Genomic DNA, 19,204 nt, shown 5'->3' on the forward strand with positions numbered 1-19,204 from the left:
AGGCCATGTCCGATGTATTCGACCACAGCGTTTCGGCCTCATCGCCAGTACAGGCTCCGCCAGCCTCAAGCTACCCCCGCGATCTCATGGCCCAGGCCCGCCTGCAAGCCAGCGGCGAGCGCCTGCTCAACTGCCTCGAACGCCTCGCCTGCGACACCCCCGACACCTTCATCCGCCGCCTGGGCAGCACCCTGCATTACCCGGTACTGGACAGCCAGAGCCTGTTGGCCAGCACCCCTCGTTTCGACAAGATCAGCCTGGCCCAATGCCTGAAGCGTGAGTTCGTACTGATAGAGCAGGGCGGTGAACTGCTCGGTGTGTTCGCCGACCCCTTCGACCACGCCCGCCTGGCCTGGATCGACGATGTGCTGCAAGGCGCGCCTTTGTACCTGGCCCACGCCGCTGACCTTGCCACCTTCCTGGCCCGCCACGAAGAAAGCTTTCACGCCGTCGATGCCCTCGATCACGATGCCGAAGCCAGCAGCGAAAGCGACCCGCTGCAACGGCTGTCGCTGACCAGCATCAGCGAAGACCAGAGCAAGGTGGTCAAGCTGGTCAACTCAACCCTTTACGACGCCCTCAAGCAGCACGCCAGCGATATTCACCTGGGCATGACCGGCCAGGGCCTGACCATCAAATACCGCATCGACGGCGTGCTCAACGCGGCCGGCAAGGCCAGTGGCAGCGCCTTCGCCGACCAGGTGATTTCGCGCATCAAGGTCATGGCCGAGCTGGACATCGGTGAAAAGCGCGTGCCCCAGGATGGCCGCTTCAAGGTTGCCGTAGGCGAGCGCCAGATCGACTTCCGGGTGTCGATCATGCCCAGCATCTTCGGTGAAGACGCGGTGCTGCGGGTGCTCGACAAACAGGACCTGTCCGACCGAGTCAGCGGCGTGCAGCTGCAGGCCCTGGGCTTTGCCGATGAAACCCTGCGTGCCTTGCGCCGCCTGGCCGCCGAGCCCTACGGCATGATCCTGGTCACCGGCCCCACCGGCAGCGGCAAGACCACCACGCTGTACGCCATGATCAGCGAGATCAACCACGGTGTGGACAAGATCATCACCATCGAAGACCCGGTCGAGTACCAGTTGCCCGGCGTGCTGCAGATCCCGGTCAACGAGAAGAAGGGTTTGACCTTCGCCCGTGGCCTGCGCTCGATCCTGCGCCACGACCCGGACAAGATCCTGGTCGGCGAAATCCGCGACCCCGACACCGCGCAGATCGCCGTGCAGTCGGCACTTACCGGCCACCTGGTGTTCACCACCATCCACGCCAACAACGTTTTCGATGTGATCGGCCGCTTCAGCCAGATGCAGGTCGACCCCTACAGCTTCGTCTCCGCCCTCAACGCCGTGCTGGCCCAACGCCTGATCCGCCTGGCCTGCCCGCATTGCTGCACGCCGTGCGAGGCCGATGACGAGATTCTGGCCGCCTCCGGCCTTTCCCGTGACGGCGTGCAGGGCTGGACGTTCGTCCGCGCCCAGGGCTGTGGCCAGTGCCGCGGCAGTGGCTACCGCGGCCGCAGCGCCATCGCCGAACTGCTGCACCTGGACGACGACCTGCGGCAGATGATCGTCGAACGACGCCCGCTGGCGCAGATCAAGGCGCTGGCTTGCCAACGCGGCCTGCGCCTGCTGCGCGCATCCGCCCTGGACCTGGTCCGCGAGGGCCGTACCACGCTTGAGGAGATCAACCGTGTCACATTCATTGCGTGATCATGCCTCTACCCGTTACTGCGCCGTGCTCGGCGCCGAAGGCGTCGGCCTGGGCCGCTGGGACGGCAACCAGCACCAATGGCTGGGCAGCCGCGCCTTCACCGGTGACGCCGGGCAACCGGCCTGGGATGCTGCCCTGCAGGCCCTGGCCGCGCTGCTGGGCGAGCATGCCGTGCGCGGTGGCCAGTGCCAGGTGCTGCTGTCGGCGCGCTACAGCCGGTTCTGCCTGGTGCCTTGGAGCGCTGCCATCAGCCATCCACGCGAGCTTGAGGCCTACGCCCGGGCCTGCTTCGAGAACCTCTATGCCCAGCCGCTCGACGACTGGCGCATCGCCCTTTCGCCAGAGCCGGCCGGCGCTGCGCGTATCGCCACAGCGCTGCCTGAGGCACTGCTGCAGGGGCTGCAGGCACTGGCCCGGGAAAATCGCTTGCGCCTGCGTTCGGTGCAGCCGTACTTGATGGCTGCCTACAACCGCTGCTCATCGCAGCTGCAGGCGGGCGATTTCCTGTTTGTCCTCGCCGAGCCACGGCGCAGCGTGCTGCTGCTGGCCGCCGGTGGCGCCTGGCAGCAGGTGCTGACGCAGGGTTGCGCCGACAGCGACCAAGCCCTGCAGGCGCTGATCGAACGGACCTGCGAGCTGTATGGCGAGCACATGCCGCAGGTCTACCTGCATGCCCCGGGCCGGGGCGACGTGCCGCAACTGGCGGCGGTGCAGCTGTGCCAGCCGGCCAGCGAAGCCGACCCGCTGTGCGCCATGTGGCGGGCGGTGGCCTGACATGCGCCGCCTTGACCTGGAATTCCAGCCCCGGCGCAGCAGCCCGCTGGCCTGGTCGCTGCTGGCCCTGGGCGGCGCGGTGGTAGCCGTGCTGGTACTGCTGCAACAGCACCTGCAAGCCGAGCAGGTTCACCTTGAGGCCCGGCTGCACAGCCTGGAGCTGCAACTGGGCCGCCGCCCGGCCACGGTCGCCCCGCAGAACAGCGCCGCCAGCCGCGAGCAGGCTGAACGCCTGGCGCAGATGCGCAGCGTTTCCCAGCAACTGCAACGGCCCTGGCAGCAACTGTTCGCCATGCTTGAAGCGCAACCCCAGGAAGACGTGGCCCTGCTCAGCCTGACGCCCGATGCCCGCAAGGGCCAGGTGCGCATTGCCGCCGAGGCCCGCAACCTGGAAGCGATGCTGCAGTACCACCACCGCCTGGAACAGAGCACCGAGCTCAGCGATGTATCGCTGCTCAACCACGAGGTAGTGGCGGGCCAACCCGAGCACCCGGTGCGCTTCACCCTTACCGCCACCTGGGAGACCGGCCATGCGCGCCCCTGACTCGATAAACAGCCTGATCCTTCAGGAGCAGTTGCGCCGTATCGGCCCGGTCGGCCTGGCCGGTGCCGCAATGGCCGTCCTGGCAGTCGCTGTAGCGCTGGCCGGGGTGCTGCCGCAGTGGCAGGCCCTGCGCGAGCTGCGCGCCAGCGAGGCCGATGCCAGCGCCCAGGTCGAGCGGGTCAGGCGCGGCGAGCTCAAAGTCGCCGTCAAGCCTGAACAGCAAGCGCTGGACAGCCTGCGCCAGCAACTGCCAGGGCAACCTGAAGCCAGCGAGCTGATCGAGCGCCTGTACCACCTGGCCAGCGCCCAACGAATCAGCCTGGCCCGTGGTGAGTACGCCCTGGGTGTCGACCCCAAGACCCAGCTGGCGCGTTACCAGATCGTCCTGCCGGTACGCGGCAGCTATCCGCAGATCCGCGGCTTTGTGCGCGGCCTGCTGGGCCAGTTGCCGACCCTGGTGCTGGAAGACCTGGAGCTGCAGCGCAAGCGCATTGGCGACAGTGAACTCAATGGCCGCCTGCGCATGACCCTTTACCTGTCGAGGTCGTGATGAACACTCAGCGTGCAGTGGTGTGGGTGGGGTTTCTGGGGCTTGCCGGGGCGTTGGCCTGGGCGCCTGGGCACTGGTTCGGCGAGGACAGCGAGGAGGCCCTGATCGCCGGCAAGCCGGCGCCCACACAAGCGGTTTCTGAGAGTGCCGGCGTACCGGTGATGAAGCCAGAACAGGCCTCGCGCGACCTGTTCCCCCGCCAGCAATGGACCAAACCCAAGGCCCTGGCCACGGTCACCGAACAACCTGTGGTCGCCACCTCGGTGGTAGCCGCTGCCCCCGCAGCCCCGGCGCTGCCTTTCCAGTTCGTCGGCCGCCTGGGCGATCGCGATGACCTGCAGGTCTTCCTGCGCAGCGGCGAAAAACTCTACGTCGTGCGCCAGGGCGACGTGATTGACGACACCTACCGCCTCGATCGGGTTTCGGCCAATGAGCTGGGCCTGGTCTACCTGCCTTTGCACCAGTCACAGACTCTGTCTGTCGGGAGCGCACCATGAAGCCATCGAAGTTGTGCAAGCCTGCTCCGTTCATGCTGCTGGCGCTCTGCGTGGCCATTGCCGGCTGCGGTTCGAGCGCGGTGCGCAAGGACAGCCAGGCGCTGATGAAAGAAGGCCAGTACGAGGCCGGTATCGCTCGCCTGGAAGAGGCGCTGCGCGACGACCCGCGTGACACCGACCTGAACATTGCCCTGGCCCAAGGCCGCCAGCACGCGGTCGAGGCGCTGCTTGGCCAGGCCGACAGCGACCGCATCCGCCACGACTTCGCCGGCGCGCGCCTTGGTTATGGCCGCGTGCTCACCCTGGAACCGAACAACCGCCGCGCGCATGAGGGCATCCGCCAGCTGGAACTGATGCGCACCCTCGATGACCGTGTTGCGCTGGGCCAGGCTGCGCTGCGCCAGGGCGACCTGTTCGGTGCCGAGCGTTACATGCGTGAGGTGCTGCGCCTGGACCCGCAAAACCAGAAGGGCATCATGCTGCGCAGCGATATCGAGAACGTCCAGGCCCGCACGGCGCAGCCCTTCCCGCAACTGCGCAGCAAGCTGGAACGCCCGGTGACCTTGGAGTTTCGCGATGCCGAGCTCAAGGTCATTTTCGAAGTGCTGTCCCAGGTGGCCGGCATCAACTTCATTTTCGACAAGGACCTGCGCCCGGACATGAAGGCCACCATCTTCGTACGCGAGGTGCGCATCGAGGATGCCATAGCCCTGTTGCTGGAACAGAACCAGCTGCGCCAGAAGATCGTCAACGACAACACCTTGCTGGTCTACCCCGACTCGCCGCAGAAGACCAAGGACTACCAGGAACTGGTCATGCGCACGTTCTACCTGACCAGCATCGATGCCAACACCGCACTGAACATGGTCAAGACCATGCTCAAGACCCGCGATGTATTCGTTGATGAGCGCCTCAATACCCTGACCATGCGCGACACCCCCGACGCCGTGCGCATGGCCGAGAAGCTGCTGCAGTCGCAGGACCAGTCCAACCCCGAGGTGGTGCTGGAAGTGGAGGTGATGGAGGTGGCCCGCTCGCGCATCCTCGACCTTGGCCTGCAATGGCCCAATACCTTCGGGGTGCTGAGCGATGAGGGCAACCCGGTCAGCGTGCTGGACCAGTTGCGCGGCATCAACTCCGGGCGTATCAGCATCTCGCCGGCGCCCCAGGCCAAGATCAACGCCCAGGACAAGGACATCAACACCCTGGCCAGTCCGGTGATCCGCGTCAGCAACCGCGAGCAAGCGCGCATCCACATCGGCCAGCGTGTGCCGATCATCAGCGCCACCTCGGTACCTTCCACCCAAGGGCCGGTGATCACCGAAAGCGTCACCTACCTGGATGTCGGTCTGAAGCTTGAAGTGCAGCCTACCGTGCACCTGAACAACGAGGTGGCGATCAAGGTGGCGCTCGAGGTCAGCAACGCCACCCCGCTGGAGCCGACCCGCCAGGGCACCATCCCGGTCCAGGTCGACACCCGCAACGCCCAGACCAGCCTGCGCCTGCACGACGGCGAAACCCAGGTGCTGGCGGGGCTGGTGCGCAACGACAAGACCTCCAGCGGCAACAAGATCCCGGGCCTGGGCGACATCCCTGGCCTGGGCCGGCTGTTCGGCAGCAACCGCGATGACATGAGCAAGTCCGAACTGGTACTGGCGATCACCCCGCGGATCGTACGCAACCTGCCTTACCAGAGCCCCTCGGACATGGAGTTCGCCACCGGTACCGAATCGAGCATGCAGGTGCGCCAACTGGCCCTGCCTTTGCCAGCCGGCGCGCTGCCGGCCGATGAGCCGGGCCAGGCGCCTGGCGATGCACCGGTTGTCGACAGCCAGATGGCGGTGGTGCCTGCCGGCAAGGGCCCACGGCCATGAAACGCCGCGTGCAAGGCTTCAGCCTGATCGAGGTGGTGCTGACCCTGGCATTGCTCGGGCTGCTCGCCAGCATGGCTGCACCGCTGACCGAAACCGTGGTGCGCCGCACCAAGGAGCAGCAATTGCGTCAGGCGCTGTACCAGATCCGCGATGCCATCGATGCCTACAAGCGGGCCTTCGACGCAGGTTTCATCGAAAAAGGCCTGGATGCCAGTGGCTACCCGCCAAACCTGCAGGTACTGGTCGACGGGGTGCGCGATGTACGCAGCGCCAAGGGCAACAAGTTCTACTTCCTGCGGCGCATCCCGCACGACCCGCTGGTGGCGGCAAAAGACGATGACGGTGGTGGCTGGGGCTTGCGCGCCTATGACAGCGGGCCGGACAACCCGCGTGACGGCGAAGACGTTTACGACGTGTACTCCAAGGCCCGCGGCAAAGGCCTCAACAACATCCCCTACGGGCAATGGTGATGGCCATGAAACGCAGCCGAGGTTTCACCCTGATCGAACTGCTGGTGGTGATGGCGATCATCGCCACGCTGATGACCATTGCCATGCCACGTTACTTCAACAGCCTGGAAAGCTCCCGTGAGGCTGCCCTGCGCCAGAGCCTGGCGGTGCTGCGTGAGGCGCTGGACCACTACTACGGCGACACCGGCCGCTACCCCGACTCGCTGGAACAACTGGTCGAGCAGCGCTACCTGCGCAACACCCCGATCGACCCGATTACCGAACGCGGTGATGCCTGGCAACTGGTGCCGCCGCCAGAAGGGGTGGCCGGAGGCGTGGCCGACATCAAGAGCGGTGCGACAGGGAGGGCACGTGATGGCAGCCACTTCGCACAATGGTAAGGCCTGCAACGGCTTCACCTACCTGGGTGTATTGCTGCTGATCGCAGCCAGCAGCGTGGCCCTGGCGTCCAGCGGCACGCTGTGGTCCAGCGCGGCGCAGCGCGAAAAGGAGCGTCAGTTGCTGTGGGTGGGTGGCCAGTATGCCCAGGCACTGCGCAGCTATTACCGCGCTTCGCCAGGCCTGGCGCAGTACCCGCAGGCGCTGGCCGACCTGCTTGAGGACAACCGTTTTCCCGAGCCGAAACGGCACATCCGCCGGTTGTACCCGGACCCGGTCACCGGCAGTGATGAATGGGGGCTGTTGCGTTCGATCGACGGGCGTATCACCGGTGTGCACAGCCGCTCCGACGCCACCCCGTTCAAACGCAGCGGCTTCGACACGCAGTGGTCCGGCTTCGAAGGCCTCGAGCACTACAGCGACTGGCAGTTCGTCGCCGAGCAGGCCTTCAACGAAAGCGCCAGTGGCGCACAGACCCACAGCAGCCCGGGGGACGCGCCATGAAACGCCTGAACGTGTTTTGCCTGAGCCTTGGCCTGCTGCTGGCCGCCGGGGTATCCGATGTGGCGCAGGCCGATGCCGAAGACGAGATGAAGGGCTTTATCGTCGACAACACCATCTCGCACATCGGCCACGACTTTTACTACTACTTTGCCGACCGCCTGCGCGCCACCAGCCGCCTGGATTTCAACCTGGTGGTGCGCGAACGCCCGGATGCCCGCTGGGGCAGCCTGATCACGGTGGAATTCGAGCGCGATGTGCTGTACCGCCGCTTCCTGCCGCCCAATGTCACCCAATTGAAAGAAGAGGCCATCGCGGCCGCCGACCTGGTCAAGCAGGAGGTCATTCAACGCAAGCTGCAACGCCTGCTGCAAGACACCACTGATCTGGAGAGGGACGAGCTATGAACACGCGTATACCCCACTGCATCGCCGCCTGTCTCGTGGCCTGCGCCGTTACCGCCCAGGCCACGGAGCTGGTGTACACCCCGGTCAACCCGGCGTTCGGTGGCAACCCGCTCAACGGCACCTGGTTGCTGAACAATGCCCAGGCGCAGAACGACTATGACGACCCCGACCTCAAGGACCGCACCTCCGCCTTTGGCGGTACCTCGGCCCTGGAGCGCTTCAGCAACCAGCTGGAGTCGCGGATGTTGTCGCAGTTGCTGGACAACATCAGCAATGGCCAGACCGGCAGCATGGCCACCGATGCCTTCCTGATCGATGTGATCGATGACTCCGGTGCCCTGAGCATCAAGGTCACCGACCGCGTCACAGGAGAAATTTCGATCATTGAGGTCAGCGGCCTGAACCCCTGAGAGGGACGGGTTGTTATCTGGGGAGAGAACACCATGAAACGTCTGCTGAGCACTTTGCTGATCCTCGCCGCCCTGCAAGGCCTCCAAGGTTGCGGCCTGCGCGAACCGATGTCGGCCGAACAGGACTCGGAAAGCCCGACCCTGACCCCGCGCGCTTCGACTTACTACGACCTGATCAACATGCCACGCCCCAAGGGCCGGCTGATGGCGGTGGTGTATGGCTTCCGCGACCAGACCGGGCAGTACAAGCCGACCCCGGCCAGCTCGTTTTCCACCAGTGTCACCCAAGGGGCGGCGAGCATGCTGATGGATGCCCTCAATGCCAGCGGCTGGTTCGTGGTGCTGGAGCGTGAAGGCCTGCAGAACCTGCTGACCGAACGCAAGATCATCCGCGCCTCGCAGAAAAAGGCCGACGTACCGGAGAACATCCAGACCGAGCTGCCGCCGCTGCAAGCGGCCAACCTGATGCTCGAAGGCGGCATCATCGCCTACGACACCAATGTGCGCAGCGGCGGGGAAGGGGCACGCTACCTGGGCATCGACATCTCCCGCGAGTACCGGGTCGATCAGGTCACGGTCAACCTGCGGGCGGTGGACGTACGCACCGGGCAGGTACTGGCCAACGTGATGACCAGCAAGACCATCTACTCGGTGGGGCGTAGCGCCGGGGTGTTCAAGTTCATCGAGTTCAAGAAGCTGCTCGAAGCAGAAGTGGGCTACACCACCAACGAACCCGCGCAGTTGTGCGTGCTGTCGGCTATCGAGTCGGCGGTAGGGCATTTGCTGGCACAGGGGATCGAGCGGCGGTTGTGGCAGGTGGCGGGGGATGCAGGGGATGGCAAGGCTGGGGTGGACAAGTACCTGAGCCAGTCTCAGGCGCAATGACCATGGAGACGAGATCGTCCCTCGCCGGTACAGCGGCGTCCGAGCGCGCTGTACCTCGAGGTGCCATCCTTGTCCACGTACAGCCTGCCTTCAGGACGTCGCCTTGGCAGGCTCCGGGATCCATGTTTTCTGCGCTTCACACTGAACGCCGATCTGCAGGTTGGTTTCGTCCCTATACGGGTTCCCTTTTTCGTCGATCAGGTAGAACACCTCATGCAGGTACTGCTTACCCTGCTTATCCCGGTAACATCTGAACGCCGTGTTCTCAGGGAAGACCTCGCGAATCTTCGAAAACTCGGTAGCGTGCCCTACCATCGCCTGGAACGCGTCATTGTCAAAACTGACCACCTTTCTCAAGTCGACGAAGTCCTGAAAGTACGCCTGCATATCCTTGCCCGAGCAGGTGCCGTGTTTTTGCCATTCATGCGCCAACATACCCTTGGGCTCGCGGGTAACGATGTCCCGCAGGGCTTTGTTGGCAAGCACTGCACTCATCTCATCGGCCCTCATTGCACAGGCTTCGCCGTTGGTGCAGTCAGGGGACTTGGTGCAGTACTGGGGGTGACGATTGGTGAGGTTGCCAATGCTTTCGCTGTAGGGCCAGACACCGTGGGTGAGAAAGCGTTGCGGTGCCTGGTCACAGCCTGGCGTTGAGGGCCGCATGATGCAGAAAGTTGGTTGCCAAGTGACGGAGTAGACCAGGTACTTGGCGGGCGGCGCATCGGCATAGGCCTCTTCATTGGCATCGAGCGCCATGACGCGGCTTGCCCCGAAGAGGGTCAGCACTAGCAGGATTGTGATCAACATGCGCATGGGTTCACTCCCTTGAACGAGGCCGCTCTGGTAGTGGCGGCGTCAGCCCAATTAACCGGGAACAGGAGGGCGCGCGTCTACTGGCAAAAATGTCGGGTGGCTATTTGACTGCATCACCCCGCCTTGCGCAAAGTCAGGTTGATCCGCCGCTCGCCCATCCGCGGATGCACGCCCGGCTTGATCGGCAGTACGCCATGAAAGCGCAACCGGTCCTCACCTCCCCAGACCAGCACATCGCCATGGCTCAACGCTATTCGCCGGGTCTTGTCCGAGCGCTGGAAACCACCCAGCAGGAACACCGCCGGCAACCCCAGAGATACCGACACGATCGGCTGGCCGAAGTCCGCTTCGTCGCGATCCTGGTGCAGGCTCAGGCGGGTACCGGGCAGATAGTGGTTGACCAGGCAGGCATCAGGTACGAACGCGTCGAAGCCTGCCGCGGCCGCAGCACGCCCGGCCAGGTCAAGCAGGGCTTCAGGCAGGGCTGGCCAAGGTTCGCCGCTGACGGGGTCGGTCGGGCTGTATCGGTAGCCCTTGGCATCGCTGACCCAACCCAGCGAACCGCAGTTGGTCAAGGCCACCGCCATGTGCAGCCCGCCAGGCGTACGCATGTGCCGGAAGGGGGCTGCGCGAAGCACAGGGCGCAGAGCGTCGAGCAGCCGCTCGACTTGCGCAAGGGCAAAGCCGGGCAACAGCACGGTGTGGCTGGCCAGCCGTTGTGGCTGGGGGCCGAACAGGTCGAGATCGGACTGGATCATGGTCGTGATGTCGAGGGATGTGTGTGGCCATTCTAACCCGCTCAGCAGGCAGGCCAGGGTTTTTCACTGCTATAGAACACGGCGAGCCACACGGTATGGGTGCCTTGTGCGGTCCATTCCACGCGATGGCGGCAATGGGCCGGGATGTCCAGGCAATCACCCGGCGCCAGCAGCCGTGTGTAGGCTTCATGCTCGAGGCGCAGGCCGGCACTGCCGCTCAGCAGCACGATCCATTCGCCTTCGGGCTGGTCGTACCAGAACCCGGCAGGGCTGCACTGGCCGCTTGAAACAATGCGCTCGATACGCAGGCCCGGGCGTTGCAGGAGGTCATCGACCCGTTCCGGTGTGGCAGGGTCACACGGTGGGAGGGTGGTCAGCACGTTGGCAGGTGTCATAGCGCATCTCGCTGTATGGGAGGTATTTCACTATGGACTGGATCGAAAGGTCGCGCGCTTCTTGACCACCTATCTCGAATGTAGGGATTTTCTGAGATTTATCGGCCGAACGGCAACGCCACTCCGATCAACGCGAACAAGCCCCCGCAGCACCGATTGAAACCCTTGCCAGCTTTGGCCAGCCAAGGCCTGATACGGAACGCCAACCGAGCCAGCAGGTATTCGACTACGAACTCCACGCTGGCGAAGGTGGCGGCCATGATCACAAACTGCATGAGCAAGCCGCGCTGCGGGTCGATGAACTGCGGCAGGAATGCGCCATAGAACAGCAGCACCTTGGGGTTGGCCATGGCCGACAGCAGGCCCTGGCGGAACAGACCGGCATTGCTCAGCTTTGCGGGGCGCGTGTTCATTTCAAGGTGCAAGGCCGGGCTGCGCCAGAGCGTAATCCCCAACCACACCAGGTAGGCGCCACCTACCCACTTCAATACCGTCAGCAATGCCGCTGACGTTTGCAGCAGGGCCGTCAGGCCGAACATGGCTAGGGCGATCAGCGCGCTGAAGCCGAACACACCGCCAACGATGGTGAACAAGGTACGGTGAGCGCCATACAGCGCGCCATGGGTCAACGCCAGTAAGCTGTTCGGCCCTGGGGTCAGCGACAGGCCGATGCTTGCCAGCAGGTAAATGAGCCAGGTATCCAGAGCCATGCAACGCGCCTTTTTCGATCAGTGTTCAGGTGTCCAGTCTAAGCGACGGCGTGGCTGGGGCAGGGTATGATCTGGACATTCGAAGGTACTTTCTGGACATCCTCGCATGGCCCCCGATATTCGCCTGCTGATCCTGCCCTTGCCGGATTTCGCGTTGCTGCCCTTTGGCGCATTTCTGGACAAGCTGCGTTTCAGCGCCGATGACGAAGATTACAGCCGCCAGCGCTACTGCAGCTGGACACTCGGCGGGCTGACCGGGGAACCTGTGGTTTCCAGCAGCGGCGCGGTGGTGCAGGTGGCGGCGATTACCGATTCGCTGGCGCTGGAGGGTTTCGATTACCTGGTGCTGTTCGGCAGCCGCAACGCGCAGGCAACTGCCGGGTTGGCTCCTCGCTACAAGAGCCTGCTCAAGCGCGCAGCCAGGGCTGGGGTGAAATTGGTCGGCGTCGACAACGCGGTTTTCCTGCTGGCGGCCTGTGGTTTGCTGGAGGCGCACAGGGTGGTTGTGCACTGGCGTCACGAAACCGAGTTCCGCGCATTGTTCCCGCACCTTCAGGTACTGCGCGAGCAGCTGTACTGCATCGACGGGGCCCGTATTACATGCGCCGGTGGCACGGCAGCCATCGACCTGGCGGTGGCGCTGTTGTCAGAGGCCTGTGGCCGCGCTCGCGCGCTCAAGGGGTTGGCCGACATGCTGGTGGATGAGACCCGTGACAGCCGCCATGCCCTGCGCTCGCTGGAGGCCGGCGCAGGGCAGGGGCGCCAGGTGCAGCGTGCGCTGGCGTTGATGCGCCACCATATGGGGGCGCGCCTGTCCATCGAGCGATTGGCGGCAGAGCTGGGGATCAGCCGGCGGCAACTGGACCGCCAGTTCCAGGCCAGCCACGGCATGAGCGCCAAGGCCTGGTGGCTGGAAATGCGCCTGCAACAGGCCCGCTGGCGGCTGTGCAACTCCAGCCATGGCCTGGCACAGATTGCCGAGGAAGTAGGGCTTGGAGATGCCAGTTACCTGGGCAGGCGCGTGCGACAGCGCTTTGGTTGCACCGCGCAGGCGCTGCGCAAGGCGGCTCATTGCGGTGTGCCGAACAACGCCGTCCAATAGATGCCCGCATCGCTCTTGGGGTCCACTGCATAGGCAGCCCCCATTTCGCGGAAGTCTGGGTTCATCAAGGTTGCGCAATGCCCAGGGCTGGCCAGCCAGCCATCTACCACCTTTTGTGCCGAGTCACGCCCGGCTGCGATGTTCTCGCCAATCTGCTGGTACAGGTAGCCGGCCAGTTCGGCACGGTCACCCGGCGTGCGGCCGTCGCGGTCGATGTGGTCGAAGAAATTCTGGTTGGCCATGGCCCTTGTATGGTTGGCCGCCACCCCCGCCAGCACGGTGCTCCAGCCAAGCGCGGGTGCTGCGGCAAAGGGTTGGCCGCCGCATTGTCGTGGGGCCTTGCGCGCAGCGTTGATCGCCTGCAGCACATTTTGCCCCTCTGCCTGCCAGTCGCCCAGGCGCCCGCTGAGCAATGGGCGCGCCAGTACGATGCGCCAGTCGCGGCCTTCCTGGCTGACGCCAATGTCGACGAACTGCGGGTCGAGCACCACCTGGCAGAAGCTTTCCTGGATGGCATGCATCGCGGCGCGGGCGTCGCGCGGGCCGGACAGGCTGATCGCCTGTACGTTGACCATGGGGTAGGCCGCGCGGGTCATGGCCTGCTGCAGGTCGCGCGTACCTTCGGGCGACAGCGCCAGGCGGGTGTCGCTGTTGAGCGGCGGCAGCTCGAGCGATGCTCCATCGCCGCAGGGTTGGGCCTGGCTGCGGTAGGCATTGATCGAATCGATCAGTTGCGCCTCTTCGCCGTTGGCAGCCAGGCTCGAAGTCGAAACGGCCAGGCTTAACGACAAGGCGGCAACGGATGACAGGACGCGCATGTGGATCTCCCTGTGACTGGCAGCGTCTTGGTATGCGCTGCTCATCCTACACAAGCCCAAGGCTTTTGGCCCGGTGTCGTGCAAAGCAATGAAAACAAAACACCAGCAATGGCTTGCAGGCGACAAAAGAGGTGGTAGACCGCGGGTTGCCTGAAAAGTGCGATGCGTTGCCCATCATTGTCGGGGCTTGAGTTTGACTGCGCGCTGTGTGCAAACGTTCGCCGGTGTCAGGGGCTGCGCAACAGTCACCCGGCTCAGCGCGCCAACGCCGGGTTGGGTTTGTAGAACAGAAAGAGCCTTGTCTGGGCGGTCCTGCGGTAGGCTTTGGCCCAGTCGGGGCGCACTGTGCGGTCATGGAAGTAAAGCGCGCCGCCGGTGGTGTCTTTGAGCTGCTGGTTGAGCGCCTTGCGCGCGATCTCCTTGGCGATGTCGTAGCGCTGCGGCTCCTCGACCTGGTCGGAGCGCCCGTCACACCACCAGGAAAACTGGCAGGACTTGCTTTCAACCCCTTGCTTGACCACACCACAGATGGTGTTGGGGAAACCGTCCTTGCCAAGGCGGTTGAGCACCACGCTGGCCACAGCGCTCATGTCTTTTTCATCGGCACCTTTGGCTTCCCAGTAGATCGTGCGTGCCAGGCAGGTGATGCTGTCGTCCAGCGGCGCCTGGCCTGCGGGGTCGACTGCCTTGACTTCACTGGGCGTCAGGGTTTCGGCTTTTTTCGGTGCTGGCGCATCGTCGGCCACCTTCTCTTCAAGCACCTCGGCCTTTTCCTCGGCAACAGTGGCCTTGGCAGTGTCGGCGGCATTCAATGGGCCTGCGAGCAGGGCCGAGGTGAAGCCGATCACCATCCACGATAGGCGCATGGTCCAGGTTCCGAAGTGTTTGCTGATCCTCAGTCTAGCCAAGCGTTTTCAATTGAGCGAAAGCATTAACATCAAGGGTAGGGTCACCGCGGCGGCCACGGTCTGCAAGGCGATGATGGTCGCCATCAACGGTGCGTTGCCGCCCATTTGCCGCGCCATGACATAGGACGACGATGCTGTAGGCAATGCCTGGAACAGCACCGCCACCACCGCCGCCTGGCCGCTCAGGCCGAGCAGGCGGCACAGGCCCCAGGTGGTCAGCGGCATGACCAGGAACTTGAACGTCGAAGCCGCCAGCAGCGGGCGTACCTGTTGGCCGACGCTGGCGCCGCCCAGTGCTGCGCCGACACACAAAAGGCCCAGGGGCAGGGCGGCCTGGCCCAGCGCCTTGACTGTCGGCTCGATGCCGGCAGGGAGCCCCAACCCGGTGACGCGCAGCAGCAGCCCGCCAGCACACCCCACGATCAACGGGTTGGCGAAGATCGCCCGCAGCACGGTGACCGGGGAACTGTGGCGTGCGCTGAAACGGGCGAACACCAGCACGCAAAGCAGGTTCACCAATGGCACGATGGCGGCGTTCGCCACCGCCGCCAGGGCAATGCCCGCACTGCCGTAGAGCCCGGCGGCCAGGGTGGCGCCAATATAGTTGTTGAACCGCACGCCACCCTGGAACACCGAGGTGAAGTCTGCGCCATCGTGGTTCACCGCACCTTGATACAGCACCAGCAGCGCGGCGCCGAGCAAGGTAGAGAGCATCAGCACGCCGACCATGCCCAGCACCGGCACCCCGTCCAGGTTGGCGGTGGCCAGGCCATGAAGGAACAGCGATGGCAGCAGCACGTAGTAGCTCAGGCGCTCGGCACCAGGCCAGAAGGTTTCAGCCAGAAAACCGCGTACGCGCAAAAATGTGCCCAGGGCGATCAGCAGGATGATGGGAGCCAGCGTGGTCAGCAGGAGGTGGAGCATGGGCGGGGTCCGTGGCCGGGTAACGGCCACAGGTTAGCGCGGCTGGCGGGTTGGTAAAAACGCTTATTTGGGCTTTGCAGAATACGCTGACCGGTTCTGGTAGGAAGTATTTCATTCTGTGGCTGGATTGAATGCCTGCCAACCTGTGCAGTCCCACCTGTTATGTGGGTATGACACCCGCTCACCTCAAACCATGGAGATTCATCATGAAAGCACTGGTATTCAGCGCCTTGCTGGCCTCGGCCGGCCTCGCCCAGGCAGCGCAGACCGTGGAACTGAAGCTGGCCGCCGCGGACGGCCCGGGCAAAGTGATCGGCACCGTCAGCATCGAGCAGAGCAAGTACGGCGCCGTGCTCACCCCGGACCTCAAAGACTTGCCACCGGGTGTGCACGGCTTCCACCTGCACCAGAAGCCTTCTTGCGCACCTGCCGAGGAAAATGGCAAACCTGTGCCTGCAGGTGCAGCGGGCGGCCACTGGGATCCGGACTCGACCAATGCACACAAGGGCCCTTACGACGATAGCGGCCACCGCGGCGACCTGCCGGCGCTGTATGTGGGCGCAGATGGCAAGGCCACCTACCCGGTACTGGCGCCACGCCTGAAGGCTTCGGACTTCAAAGGGCACGCGCTGATGGTGCATGCAGGGGGCGACAACCACAGTGACCACCCCGAGAAGCTCGGTGGCGGCGGTGCACGGGTCGCTTGCGGGGTGGTTCAGTAGGCTGCCTCAAGGCTGGCGCTCGGCCACAGCCCGAAGGGTGCGCAGCGTCACTACCGGCGCATCCACCACGAAGCGGTTGGCCAGCCAGCCTGGCACATCCCCGGCCGGATCGGCCTGTAGCTGATAGGTCACCTCGGTCGTGCGCTCGCCCAGCGGCTTCATGACCCACTCGCCACTCAGGTGCTGCACACGGATCAGCCCCGGCTGCTCCGGCAACTTGTTCGGCTCGGCACTCAAGTGGCGTACCAGGGTGCCGTCGTCGAGCCGTTCGCTGGTGACTTTGAGAATGACGTCGCGCGGCAGGGTAGGCCATGGCAAGTCGGTGGTCAGGTAGACCCAGGTGCTGTCGCCCGCGACTTCCAGCAGGCGCATCTGCGCGCAGGCATACAGCCATTTACAGGCGACGCGTAGATTTTCCTGCAGGTCGGTGAGGGTGCGCACGCTGGCCTGCATGGTGCTGACCCCGCGGAACTGCTGATAGGGTGAGCCGGTCACGCCGCGCAGGTACACGCGAATGCCTTCGCGGTCGTAAGCCAGGCTCCAGTCATCAGCAGCTTGCACGCAGGTGAAGGCCAACAGGGCAGCAAACAGGGTACTGCGGTTCATGGCGTGCACCGCGAAGTGGGTAGGCCCTTGAGTATGTGCGGCAAACACAAAGCCCGCCAGGTGGCGGGCTCTGCTACAGCATTCAGGCCTTAACGCTGCGGGTTCAGCGTCAGGTGCACGTGACGGTTCACGTCTTTGTACAGCAGGTAGCTGAACTTGCCTGGGCCGCCTGCGTAGCAGGCTTGCGGGCAGAATGCACGCAGCCACATGAAGTCGCCCGCTTCCACTTCGACCCAGTCCTGGTTCAAGCGATAGACCGCTTTGCCTTCCAGCACGTACAGGCCGTGTTCCATGACGTGGGTTTCAGCGAACGGAATCACGCCGCCCGGCTGGAAGGTCACGATGTTGACGTGCATGTCGTGGCGCATGTCGGCCATGTCGACGAAGCGGGTGGTGACCCAGCGGCCTTCGGTACCCGGCATTTCGATGACGGTGGCGTTGTCGCGGTGGGTAACGAACGACTCAGGGATGTCCAGGCCTTCAACCTTCTGGTAGTGCTTGCGCAGCCAGTGGAAGGTGACGTTGGACTTGCTGTTGTTGCGCAGGCTCCACTCGGCGCCCGGGGCAAGGAATGCGTAACCGCCCTGGCCCAGGGTGTGGTGCTTGCCTTCGACGGTGATGTCGATTTCGCCTTCGACGACGAATACGACGGCTTCGGCATTGGGGTCCAGTTCAGGGCGCTCGCTGCCGCCTTCCGGGGCCACTTCGACGATGTACTGGGCGAAGGTTTCGGCAAAGCCGGTGAGTGGGCGGGCGATGACCCACATGCGCATCTTGTCCCAGAACGGCAGGTGGCTGGTGACGATGTCACGCATCACGCCTTTGGGGATGACGGCATAGGCTTCGGTGAACATGGCACGGTCAGTCAGCAGCTCGGTTTGAGCCGGGTGCCCACCGTGGGGGGCGAAGTAGGAGTGATTCGACATGAACGATCTCGACTTGTTGTTCTCTCCCCATGCCTTGGACCACACCGGCCGGTGCGTGCAGGGGATGCACGGACAGCATAGGGGCCAGCCCCGCGCATCCACAAATTAAATGTTGGAATGCGCGGTATTTAGTTACTGAATGTGAGCCAGCTACGCTGTGCACGCCTTGGCCAAGGGGTTGCCCCTGGCTATGTGCGCAGTCAATCAATCCGATCAGCCACCAGTAGCAATGACTGCGGCCCTGTACTCTGTGGGTGTTGCGGCTCCTGCAGGCTCGCCAACCTGAAACCTGCCATTTCCAGCGCGTTCAACCAGCTGGCCAGGGTGCGGAAGTACCAGGGCATCGGCTGCCACTTGCCGGCAACACCGGCAAACGATTCCTCGCGCCAGCCATCCTGGTAATCACCGTGCGCCTCACTCCAGGGGTGCAGTGTCTGGATCACCAGCGCACCGCCGGGTGCCAGCAGTGCGCCAAGCGCCGCCAGCAGGGGGATGATGTCTTGTTGCAACAAGGCGAAGTTGCTGCAGATCAGGTCGTAACCGCTGCCAATCTCCACCGCGCGATTGCACAGCTGCTCATAGCTTGCCAGGTGCACCTGTGGCGAGCCGGCTACCCGTGCCGCCTCGACCAGCGAAGCATCGCCATCCACCCCGGTGGCGTCGATACCACGCTCGGCCAAGGCGCGCAGCAGCCACCCTTCACCACAGCCCAGGTCGAGAACATGTTCGGGCCGGCGGCCGAGTATGGCCACAAGGATGGCTTGATCGGTAACTTGCCGGCGGCTTTCGATGGCGCCGCTGCGCACGGCTTCGATCCAGGTTTTGGCGTTTTGCTGCCAGCTGAGGCACAGGGCTGTTTCAGGTGAGGGCATGGTGGCCTCCGGGTTTGCCTGCGAAAAAAACGGCGCCTTCAACCTCAATGTCCATACCGGCCAACAAGGCTCTGCGCACCCAAGGCATGCCCTTGCAGCAACTCCATCAGACCATTGCGGTCCAGCCCCTCGGGCAATACGCCGATGGGTATGTCAGTCGCTATCAGTGTCAACGCATAGTGGTGCGGGTTGTCCCCGGCTGGCGGGCACGGCCCACGGTAGGTGAGGGTGCCGCGCGAATTGCGGCCCACGGTCACACCCTTGGTGGTCAAGGCGTACTTGCCTTCTTCCAGGCTACCCAGTTCAGGGTCGATGTTATAAGCGACCCAATGCACCACCCCGATACCCTTGCCGCCGTCCGGGTCGAACATCACCAAGGCCAGCGAGCGCGTGCCGGCAGGCAAGTTCGCCCAGCTCAACTGCGGGGAACGCTGCTCGCCAGCACCGCAGGCCGGGTCGGGCCCGACCTGCTGCAGGGCGATGACGCCGCCATCGGTGAAAGACGCGGAGCTGATCGACAGCGCACCGGAGCCGCTGCCCGCGGCCAGTGCAGTGCAGGGCAGCAGCGCGGCGAACAGCCAGGGTTTGAGGTTCATGGCGATTCCTTGGCAGGGCGACTCGCCGCAGTGTAGCCCAGGCTGCTG

Annotated in this window: 25 protein-coding genes; 14 read left to right on the top strand and 11 right to left on the bottom strand. The window is 64.2% G+C overall.

Going from position 1 to position 19,204, the window contains the following annotated elements:
* Window positions 1-5 precede the first annotated feature (5 nt).
* From ACMGF5_RS20990 to ACMGF5_RS21045, 12 genes are read left to right on the top strand one after another with little or no spacing between them, the layout of a single operon-like run.
* Window positions 6-1,715 carry a GspE/PulE family protein gene (locus tag ACMGF5_RS20990; RefSeq protein ID WP_414157154.1) on the top strand — a complete coding sequence of 570 codons (1,710 nt, stop codon included), beginning with the start codon at window positions 6-8 and terminating at the stop codon, window positions 1,713-1,715.
* Window positions 1,696-2,490 carry a hypothetical protein gene (locus tag ACMGF5_RS20995; protein ID WP_125923069.1) on the top strand — a complete coding sequence of 265 codons (795 nt, stop codon included), beginning with the start codon at window positions 1,696-1,698 and terminating at the stop codon, window positions 2,488-2,490. The genes ACMGF5_RS20990 and ACMGF5_RS20995 overlap by 20 nt, the downstream gene beginning before the upstream one ends.
* A 1-nt stretch (window position 2,491) precedes the next feature.
* Entirely contained in the window at window positions 2,492-3,034 is a 543-nt protein-coding gene (locus tag ACMGF5_RS21000; RefSeq protein ID WP_012314325.1) for a PilN domain-containing protein, read from the top strand.
* On the top strand, window positions 3,021-3,584 hold the full coding sequence (pilO, locus tag ACMGF5_RS21005) for a type 4a pilus biogenesis protein PilO (protein ID WP_046787662.1): 564 nt from the start codon (window positions 3,021-3,023) through the stop codon (window positions 3,582-3,584). The genes ACMGF5_RS21000 and pilO overlap by 14 nt, the downstream gene beginning before the upstream one ends.
* Complete coding sequence (locus ACMGF5_RS21010) at window positions 3,584-4,081, top strand: hypothetical protein (RefSeq protein WP_414157155.1); 498 nt, start codon at window positions 3,584-3,586, stop codon at window positions 4,079-4,081. Before pilO ends, ACMGF5_RS21010 begins: the two co-directional genes overlap by 1 nt.
* Window positions 4,078-5,955 (top strand): secretin N-terminal domain-containing protein, encoded by a 1,878-nt coding sequence (locus tag ACMGF5_RS21015; protein ID WP_125923071.1) that lies wholly within the window; start codon window positions 4,078-4,080, stop codon window positions 5,953-5,955. Before ACMGF5_RS21010 ends, ACMGF5_RS21015 begins: the two co-directional genes overlap by 4 nt.
* A complete protein-coding gene (locus ACMGF5_RS21020; RefSeq protein WP_039601768.1) occupies window positions 5,952-6,425 on the top strand; it encodes a type II secretion system protein in 474 nt (157 codons plus the stop codon). Before ACMGF5_RS21015 ends, ACMGF5_RS21020 begins: the two co-directional genes overlap by 4 nt.
* A 5-nt stretch (window positions 6,426-6,430) precedes the next feature.
* On the top strand, window positions 6,431-6,805 hold the full coding sequence (locus tag ACMGF5_RS21025; protein ID WP_039601767.1) for a type II secretion system protein: 375 nt from the start codon (window positions 6,431-6,433) through the stop codon (window positions 6,803-6,805).
* Window positions 6,780-7,307 carry a type II secretion system protein gene (locus tag ACMGF5_RS21030; RefSeq protein WP_046787659.1) on the top strand — a complete coding sequence of 176 codons (528 nt, stop codon included), beginning with the start codon at window positions 6,780-6,782 and terminating at the stop codon, window positions 7,305-7,307. The genes ACMGF5_RS21025 and ACMGF5_RS21030 overlap by 26 nt, the downstream gene beginning before the upstream one ends.
* Window positions 7,304-7,711 (top strand): curli production assembly/transport protein CsgE, encoded by a 408-nt coding sequence (gene csgE / locus ACMGF5_RS21035; RefSeq protein WP_115274982.1) that lies wholly within the window; start codon window positions 7,304-7,306, stop codon window positions 7,709-7,711. Before ACMGF5_RS21030 ends, csgE begins: the two co-directional genes overlap by 4 nt.
* A complete protein-coding gene (locus ACMGF5_RS21040; RefSeq protein WP_012314333.1) occupies window positions 7,708-8,121 on the top strand; it encodes a curli assembly protein CsgF in 414 nt (137 codons plus the stop codon). The genes csgE and ACMGF5_RS21040 overlap by 4 nt, the downstream gene beginning before the upstream one ends.
* Window positions 8,122-8,154: 33 nt before the next feature.
* Window positions 8,155-9,006, top strand: coding sequence for a CsgG/HfaB family protein (locus ACMGF5_RS21045; RefSeq protein WP_046787657.1), 852 nt, complete (start codon window positions 8,155-8,157; stop codon window positions 9,004-9,006).
* Between the two features lie 90 nt (window positions 9,007-9,096).
* Here ACMGF5_RS21045 and ACMGF5_RS21050 read toward each other — a convergent pair whose 3' ends face one another.
* The 4 genes from ACMGF5_RS21050 to ACMGF5_RS21065 all read right to left on the bottom strand — a co-directional run bounded on the left by ACMGF5_RS21050 (window position 9,097) and on the right by ACMGF5_RS21065 (window position 11,682).
* Window positions 9,097-9,819 (bottom strand): ribonuclease T2 family protein, encoded by a 723-nt coding sequence (locus ACMGF5_RS21050; RefSeq protein ID WP_115274981.1) that lies wholly within the window; start codon window positions 9,817-9,819, stop codon window positions 9,097-9,099.
* Between the two features lie 113 nt (window positions 9,820-9,932).
* Window positions 9,933-10,577 (bottom strand): DNA oxidative demethylase AlkB, encoded by a 645-nt coding sequence (gene alkB, locus ACMGF5_RS21055; protein ID WP_281868822.1) that lies wholly within the window; start codon window positions 10,575-10,577, stop codon window positions 9,933-9,935.
* Between the two features lie 41 nt (window positions 10,578-10,618).
* Window positions 10,619-10,972: a cupin gene (locus tag ACMGF5_RS21060; protein ID WP_115274980.1), complete on the bottom strand. Its 354-nt coding sequence runs from the start codon at window positions 10,970-10,972 to the stop codon at window positions 10,619-10,621.
* Window positions 10,973-11,070: 98 nt separating this feature from the next.
* On the bottom strand, window positions 11,071-11,682 hold the full coding sequence (locus ACMGF5_RS21065; protein ID WP_115274979.1) for a LysE family translocator: 612 nt from the start codon (window positions 11,680-11,682) through the stop codon (window positions 11,071-11,073).
* A 106-nt stretch (window positions 11,683-11,788) separates the two neighbouring features.
* Here ACMGF5_RS21065 and ACMGF5_RS21070 point away from each other — a divergent pair, with 106 nt between their 5' ends.
* Window positions 11,789-12,784, top strand: coding sequence for a GlxA family transcriptional regulator (locus ACMGF5_RS21070; protein ID WP_119688966.1), 996 nt, complete (start codon window positions 11,789-11,791; stop codon window positions 12,782-12,784).
* Here ACMGF5_RS21070 and ACMGF5_RS21075 read toward each other — a convergent pair.
* The 3 genes from ACMGF5_RS21075 to ACMGF5_RS21085 all read right to left on the bottom strand — a co-directional run bounded on the left by ACMGF5_RS21075 (window position 12,751) and on the right by ACMGF5_RS21085 (window position 15,434).
* On the bottom strand, window positions 12,751-13,602 hold the full coding sequence (locus tag ACMGF5_RS21075) for a CAP domain-containing protein (protein ID WP_115274977.1): 852 nt from the start codon (window positions 13,600-13,602) through the stop codon (window positions 12,751-12,753). The two genes, ACMGF5_RS21070 and ACMGF5_RS21075, sit on opposite strands and share 34 nt — an antisense overlap.
* Window positions 13,603-13,856: 254 nt before the next feature.
* Window positions 13,857-14,468 carry a cell wall hydrolase gene (locus ACMGF5_RS21080; protein WP_046787649.1) on the bottom strand — a complete coding sequence of 204 codons (612 nt, stop codon included), beginning with the start codon at window positions 14,466-14,468 and terminating at the stop codon, window positions 13,857-13,859.
* A 48-nt stretch (window positions 14,469-14,516) separates the two neighbouring features.
* Window positions 14,517-15,434 carry an AEC family transporter gene (locus tag ACMGF5_RS21085; RefSeq protein ID WP_046787648.1) on the bottom strand — a complete coding sequence of 306 codons (918 nt, stop codon included), beginning with the start codon at window positions 15,432-15,434 and terminating at the stop codon, window positions 14,517-14,519.
* Between the two features lie 206 nt (window positions 15,435-15,640).
* Here ACMGF5_RS21085 and sodC point away from each other — a divergent pair, with 206 nt between their 5' ends.
* Window positions 15,641-16,156, top strand: a complete 516-nt coding sequence (gene sodC / locus ACMGF5_RS21090; protein WP_046787647.1) for a superoxide dismutase family protein — start codon at window positions 15,641-15,643, stop codon at window positions 16,154-16,156.
* 6 nt (window positions 16,157-16,162) lie between these two features.
* On the opposite strand, the gene ACMGF5_RS21095 is transcribed toward sodC, so the two are convergent.
* The 4 genes from ACMGF5_RS21095 to ACMGF5_RS21110 all read right to left on the bottom strand — a co-directional run bounded on the left by ACMGF5_RS21095 (window position 16,163) and on the right by ACMGF5_RS21110 (window position 19,156).
* Complete coding sequence (locus tag ACMGF5_RS21095) at window positions 16,163-16,762, bottom strand: START domain-containing protein (protein ID WP_046787646.1); 600 nt, start codon at window positions 16,760-16,762, stop codon at window positions 16,163-16,165.
* A gap of 89 nt (window positions 16,763-16,851) precedes the next feature.
* Entirely contained in the window at window positions 16,852-17,688 is an 837-nt protein-coding gene (locus ACMGF5_RS21100) for a bifunctional allantoicase/(S)-ureidoglycine aminohydrolase (RefSeq protein WP_012314347.1), read from the bottom strand.
* 200 nt (window positions 17,689-17,888) lie between these two features.
* Entirely contained in the window at window positions 17,889-18,560 is a 672-nt protein-coding gene (locus ACMGF5_RS21105; RefSeq protein WP_414157156.1) for a class I SAM-dependent methyltransferase, read from the bottom strand.
* A 44-nt stretch (window positions 18,561-18,604) separates the two neighbouring features.
* Entirely contained in the window at window positions 18,605-19,156 is a 552-nt protein-coding gene (locus tag ACMGF5_RS21110; protein ID WP_125923078.1) for a YbhB/YbcL family Raf kinase inhibitor-like protein, read from the bottom strand.
* Between the last annotated feature and the right edge of the window lie 48 nt (window positions 19,157-19,204).

It is taken from the genome of Pseudomonas sp. BNK-15 (assembly GCF_047456105.1).
In the GTDB taxonomy this organism is placed as follows: Bacteria; Pseudomonadota; Gammaproteobacteria; order Pseudomonadales; family Pseudomonadaceae; genus Aquipseudomonas; species Aquipseudomonas putida_E.

What these genes read in the sequence shown, in the direction of transcription:
- ACMGF5_RS21080 (WP_046787649.1), bottom strand. Translation starts at nt 14,468, where the DNA reads ATGCGCCTATCGTGGATGGTGATCGGCTTCACCTCGGCCCTGCTCGCA.
- ACMGF5_RS21110 (WP_125923078.1), bottom strand. Translation starts at nt 19,156, where the DNA reads ATGAACCTCAAACCCTGGCTGTTCGCCGCGCTGCTGCCCTGCACTGCA.
- ACMGF5_RS21020 (WP_039601768.1), top strand. Translation starts at nt 5,952, where the DNA reads ATGAAACGCCGCGTGCAAGGCTTCAGCCTGATCGAGGTGGTGCTGACC.
- ACMGF5_RS21095 (WP_046787646.1), bottom strand. Translation starts at nt 16,762, where the DNA reads ATGAACCGCAGTACCCTGTTTGCTGCCCTGTTGGCCTTCACCTGCGTG.
- ACMGF5_RS21015 (WP_125923071.1), top strand. Translation starts at nt 4,078, where the DNA reads ATGAAGCCATCGAAGTTGTGCAAGCCTGCTCCGTTCATGCTGCTGGCG.
- alkB (WP_281868822.1), bottom strand. Translation starts at nt 10,577, where the DNA reads ATGATCCAGTCCGATCTCGACCTGTTCGGCCCCCAGCCACAACGGCTG.
- ACMGF5_RS21025 (WP_039601767.1), top strand. Translation starts at nt 6,431, where the DNA reads ATGAAACGCAGCCGAGGTTTCACCCTGATCGAACTGCTGGTGGTGATG.
- ACMGF5_RS21065 (WP_115274979.1), bottom strand. Translation starts at nt 11,682, where the DNA reads ATGGCTCTGGATACCTGGCTCATTTACCTGCTGGCAAGCATCGGCCTG.
- ACMGF5_RS21075 (WP_115274977.1), bottom strand. Translation starts at nt 13,602, where the DNA reads ATGCGCGTCCTGTCATCCGTTGCCGCCTTGTCGTTAAGCCTGGCCGTT.
- ACMGF5_RS21010 (WP_414157155.1), top strand. Translation starts at nt 3,584, where the DNA reads ATGAACACTCAGCGTGCAGTGGTGTGGGTGGGGTTTCTGGGGCTTGCC.
- ACMGF5_RS21085 (WP_046787648.1), bottom strand. Translation starts at nt 15,434, where the DNA reads ATGCTCCACCTCCTGCTGACCACGCTGGCTCCCATCATCCTGCTGATC.
- ACMGF5_RS21070 (WP_119688966.1), top strand. Translation starts at nt 11,789, where the DNA reads ATGGCCCCCGATATTCGCCTGCTGATCCTGCCCTTGCCGGATTTCGCG.
- ACMGF5_RS21040 (WP_012314333.1), top strand. Translation starts at nt 7,708, where the DNA reads ATGAACACGCGTATACCCCACTGCATCGCCGCCTGTCTCGTGGCCTGC.
- ACMGF5_RS21050 (WP_115274981.1), bottom strand. Translation starts at nt 9,819, where the DNA reads ATGCGCATGTTGATCACAATCCTGCTAGTGCTGACCCTCTTCGGGGCA.
- ACMGF5_RS21105 (WP_414157156.1), bottom strand. Translation starts at nt 18,560, where the DNA reads ATGCCCTCACCTGAAACAGCCCTGTGCCTCAGCTGGCAGCAAAACGCC.
- ACMGF5_RS21060 (WP_115274980.1), bottom strand. Translation starts at nt 10,972, where the DNA reads ATGACACCTGCCAACGTGCTGACCACCCTCCCACCGTGTGACCCTGCC.
- pilO (WP_046787662.1), top strand. Translation starts at nt 3,021, where the DNA reads ATGCGCGCCCCTGACTCGATAAACAGCCTGATCCTTCAGGAGCAGTTG.
- ACMGF5_RS21045 (WP_046787657.1), top strand. Translation starts at nt 8,155, where the DNA reads ATGAAACGTCTGCTGAGCACTTTGCTGATCCTCGCCGCCCTGCAAGGC.
- ACMGF5_RS21000 (WP_012314325.1), top strand. Translation starts at nt 2,492, where the DNA reads ATGCGCCGCCTTGACCTGGAATTCCAGCCCCGGCGCAGCAGCCCGCTG.
- csgE (WP_115274982.1), top strand. Translation starts at nt 7,304, where the DNA reads ATGAAACGCCTGAACGTGTTTTGCCTGAGCCTTGGCCTGCTGCTGGCC.
- ACMGF5_RS20990 (WP_414157154.1), top strand. Translation starts at nt 6, where the DNA reads ATGTCCGATGTATTCGACCACAGCGTTTCGGCCTCATCGCCAGTACAG.
- sodC (WP_046787647.1), top strand. Translation starts at nt 15,641, where the DNA reads ATGAAAGCACTGGTATTCAGCGCCTTGCTGGCCTCGGCCGGCCTCGCC.
- ACMGF5_RS21100 (WP_012314347.1), bottom strand. Translation starts at nt 17,688, where the DNA reads ATGTCGAATCACTCCTACTTCGCCCCCCACGGTGGGCACCCGGCTCAA.
- ACMGF5_RS21030 (WP_046787659.1), top strand. Translation starts at nt 6,780, where the DNA reads ATGGCAGCCACTTCGCACAATGGTAAGGCCTGCAACGGCTTCACCTAC.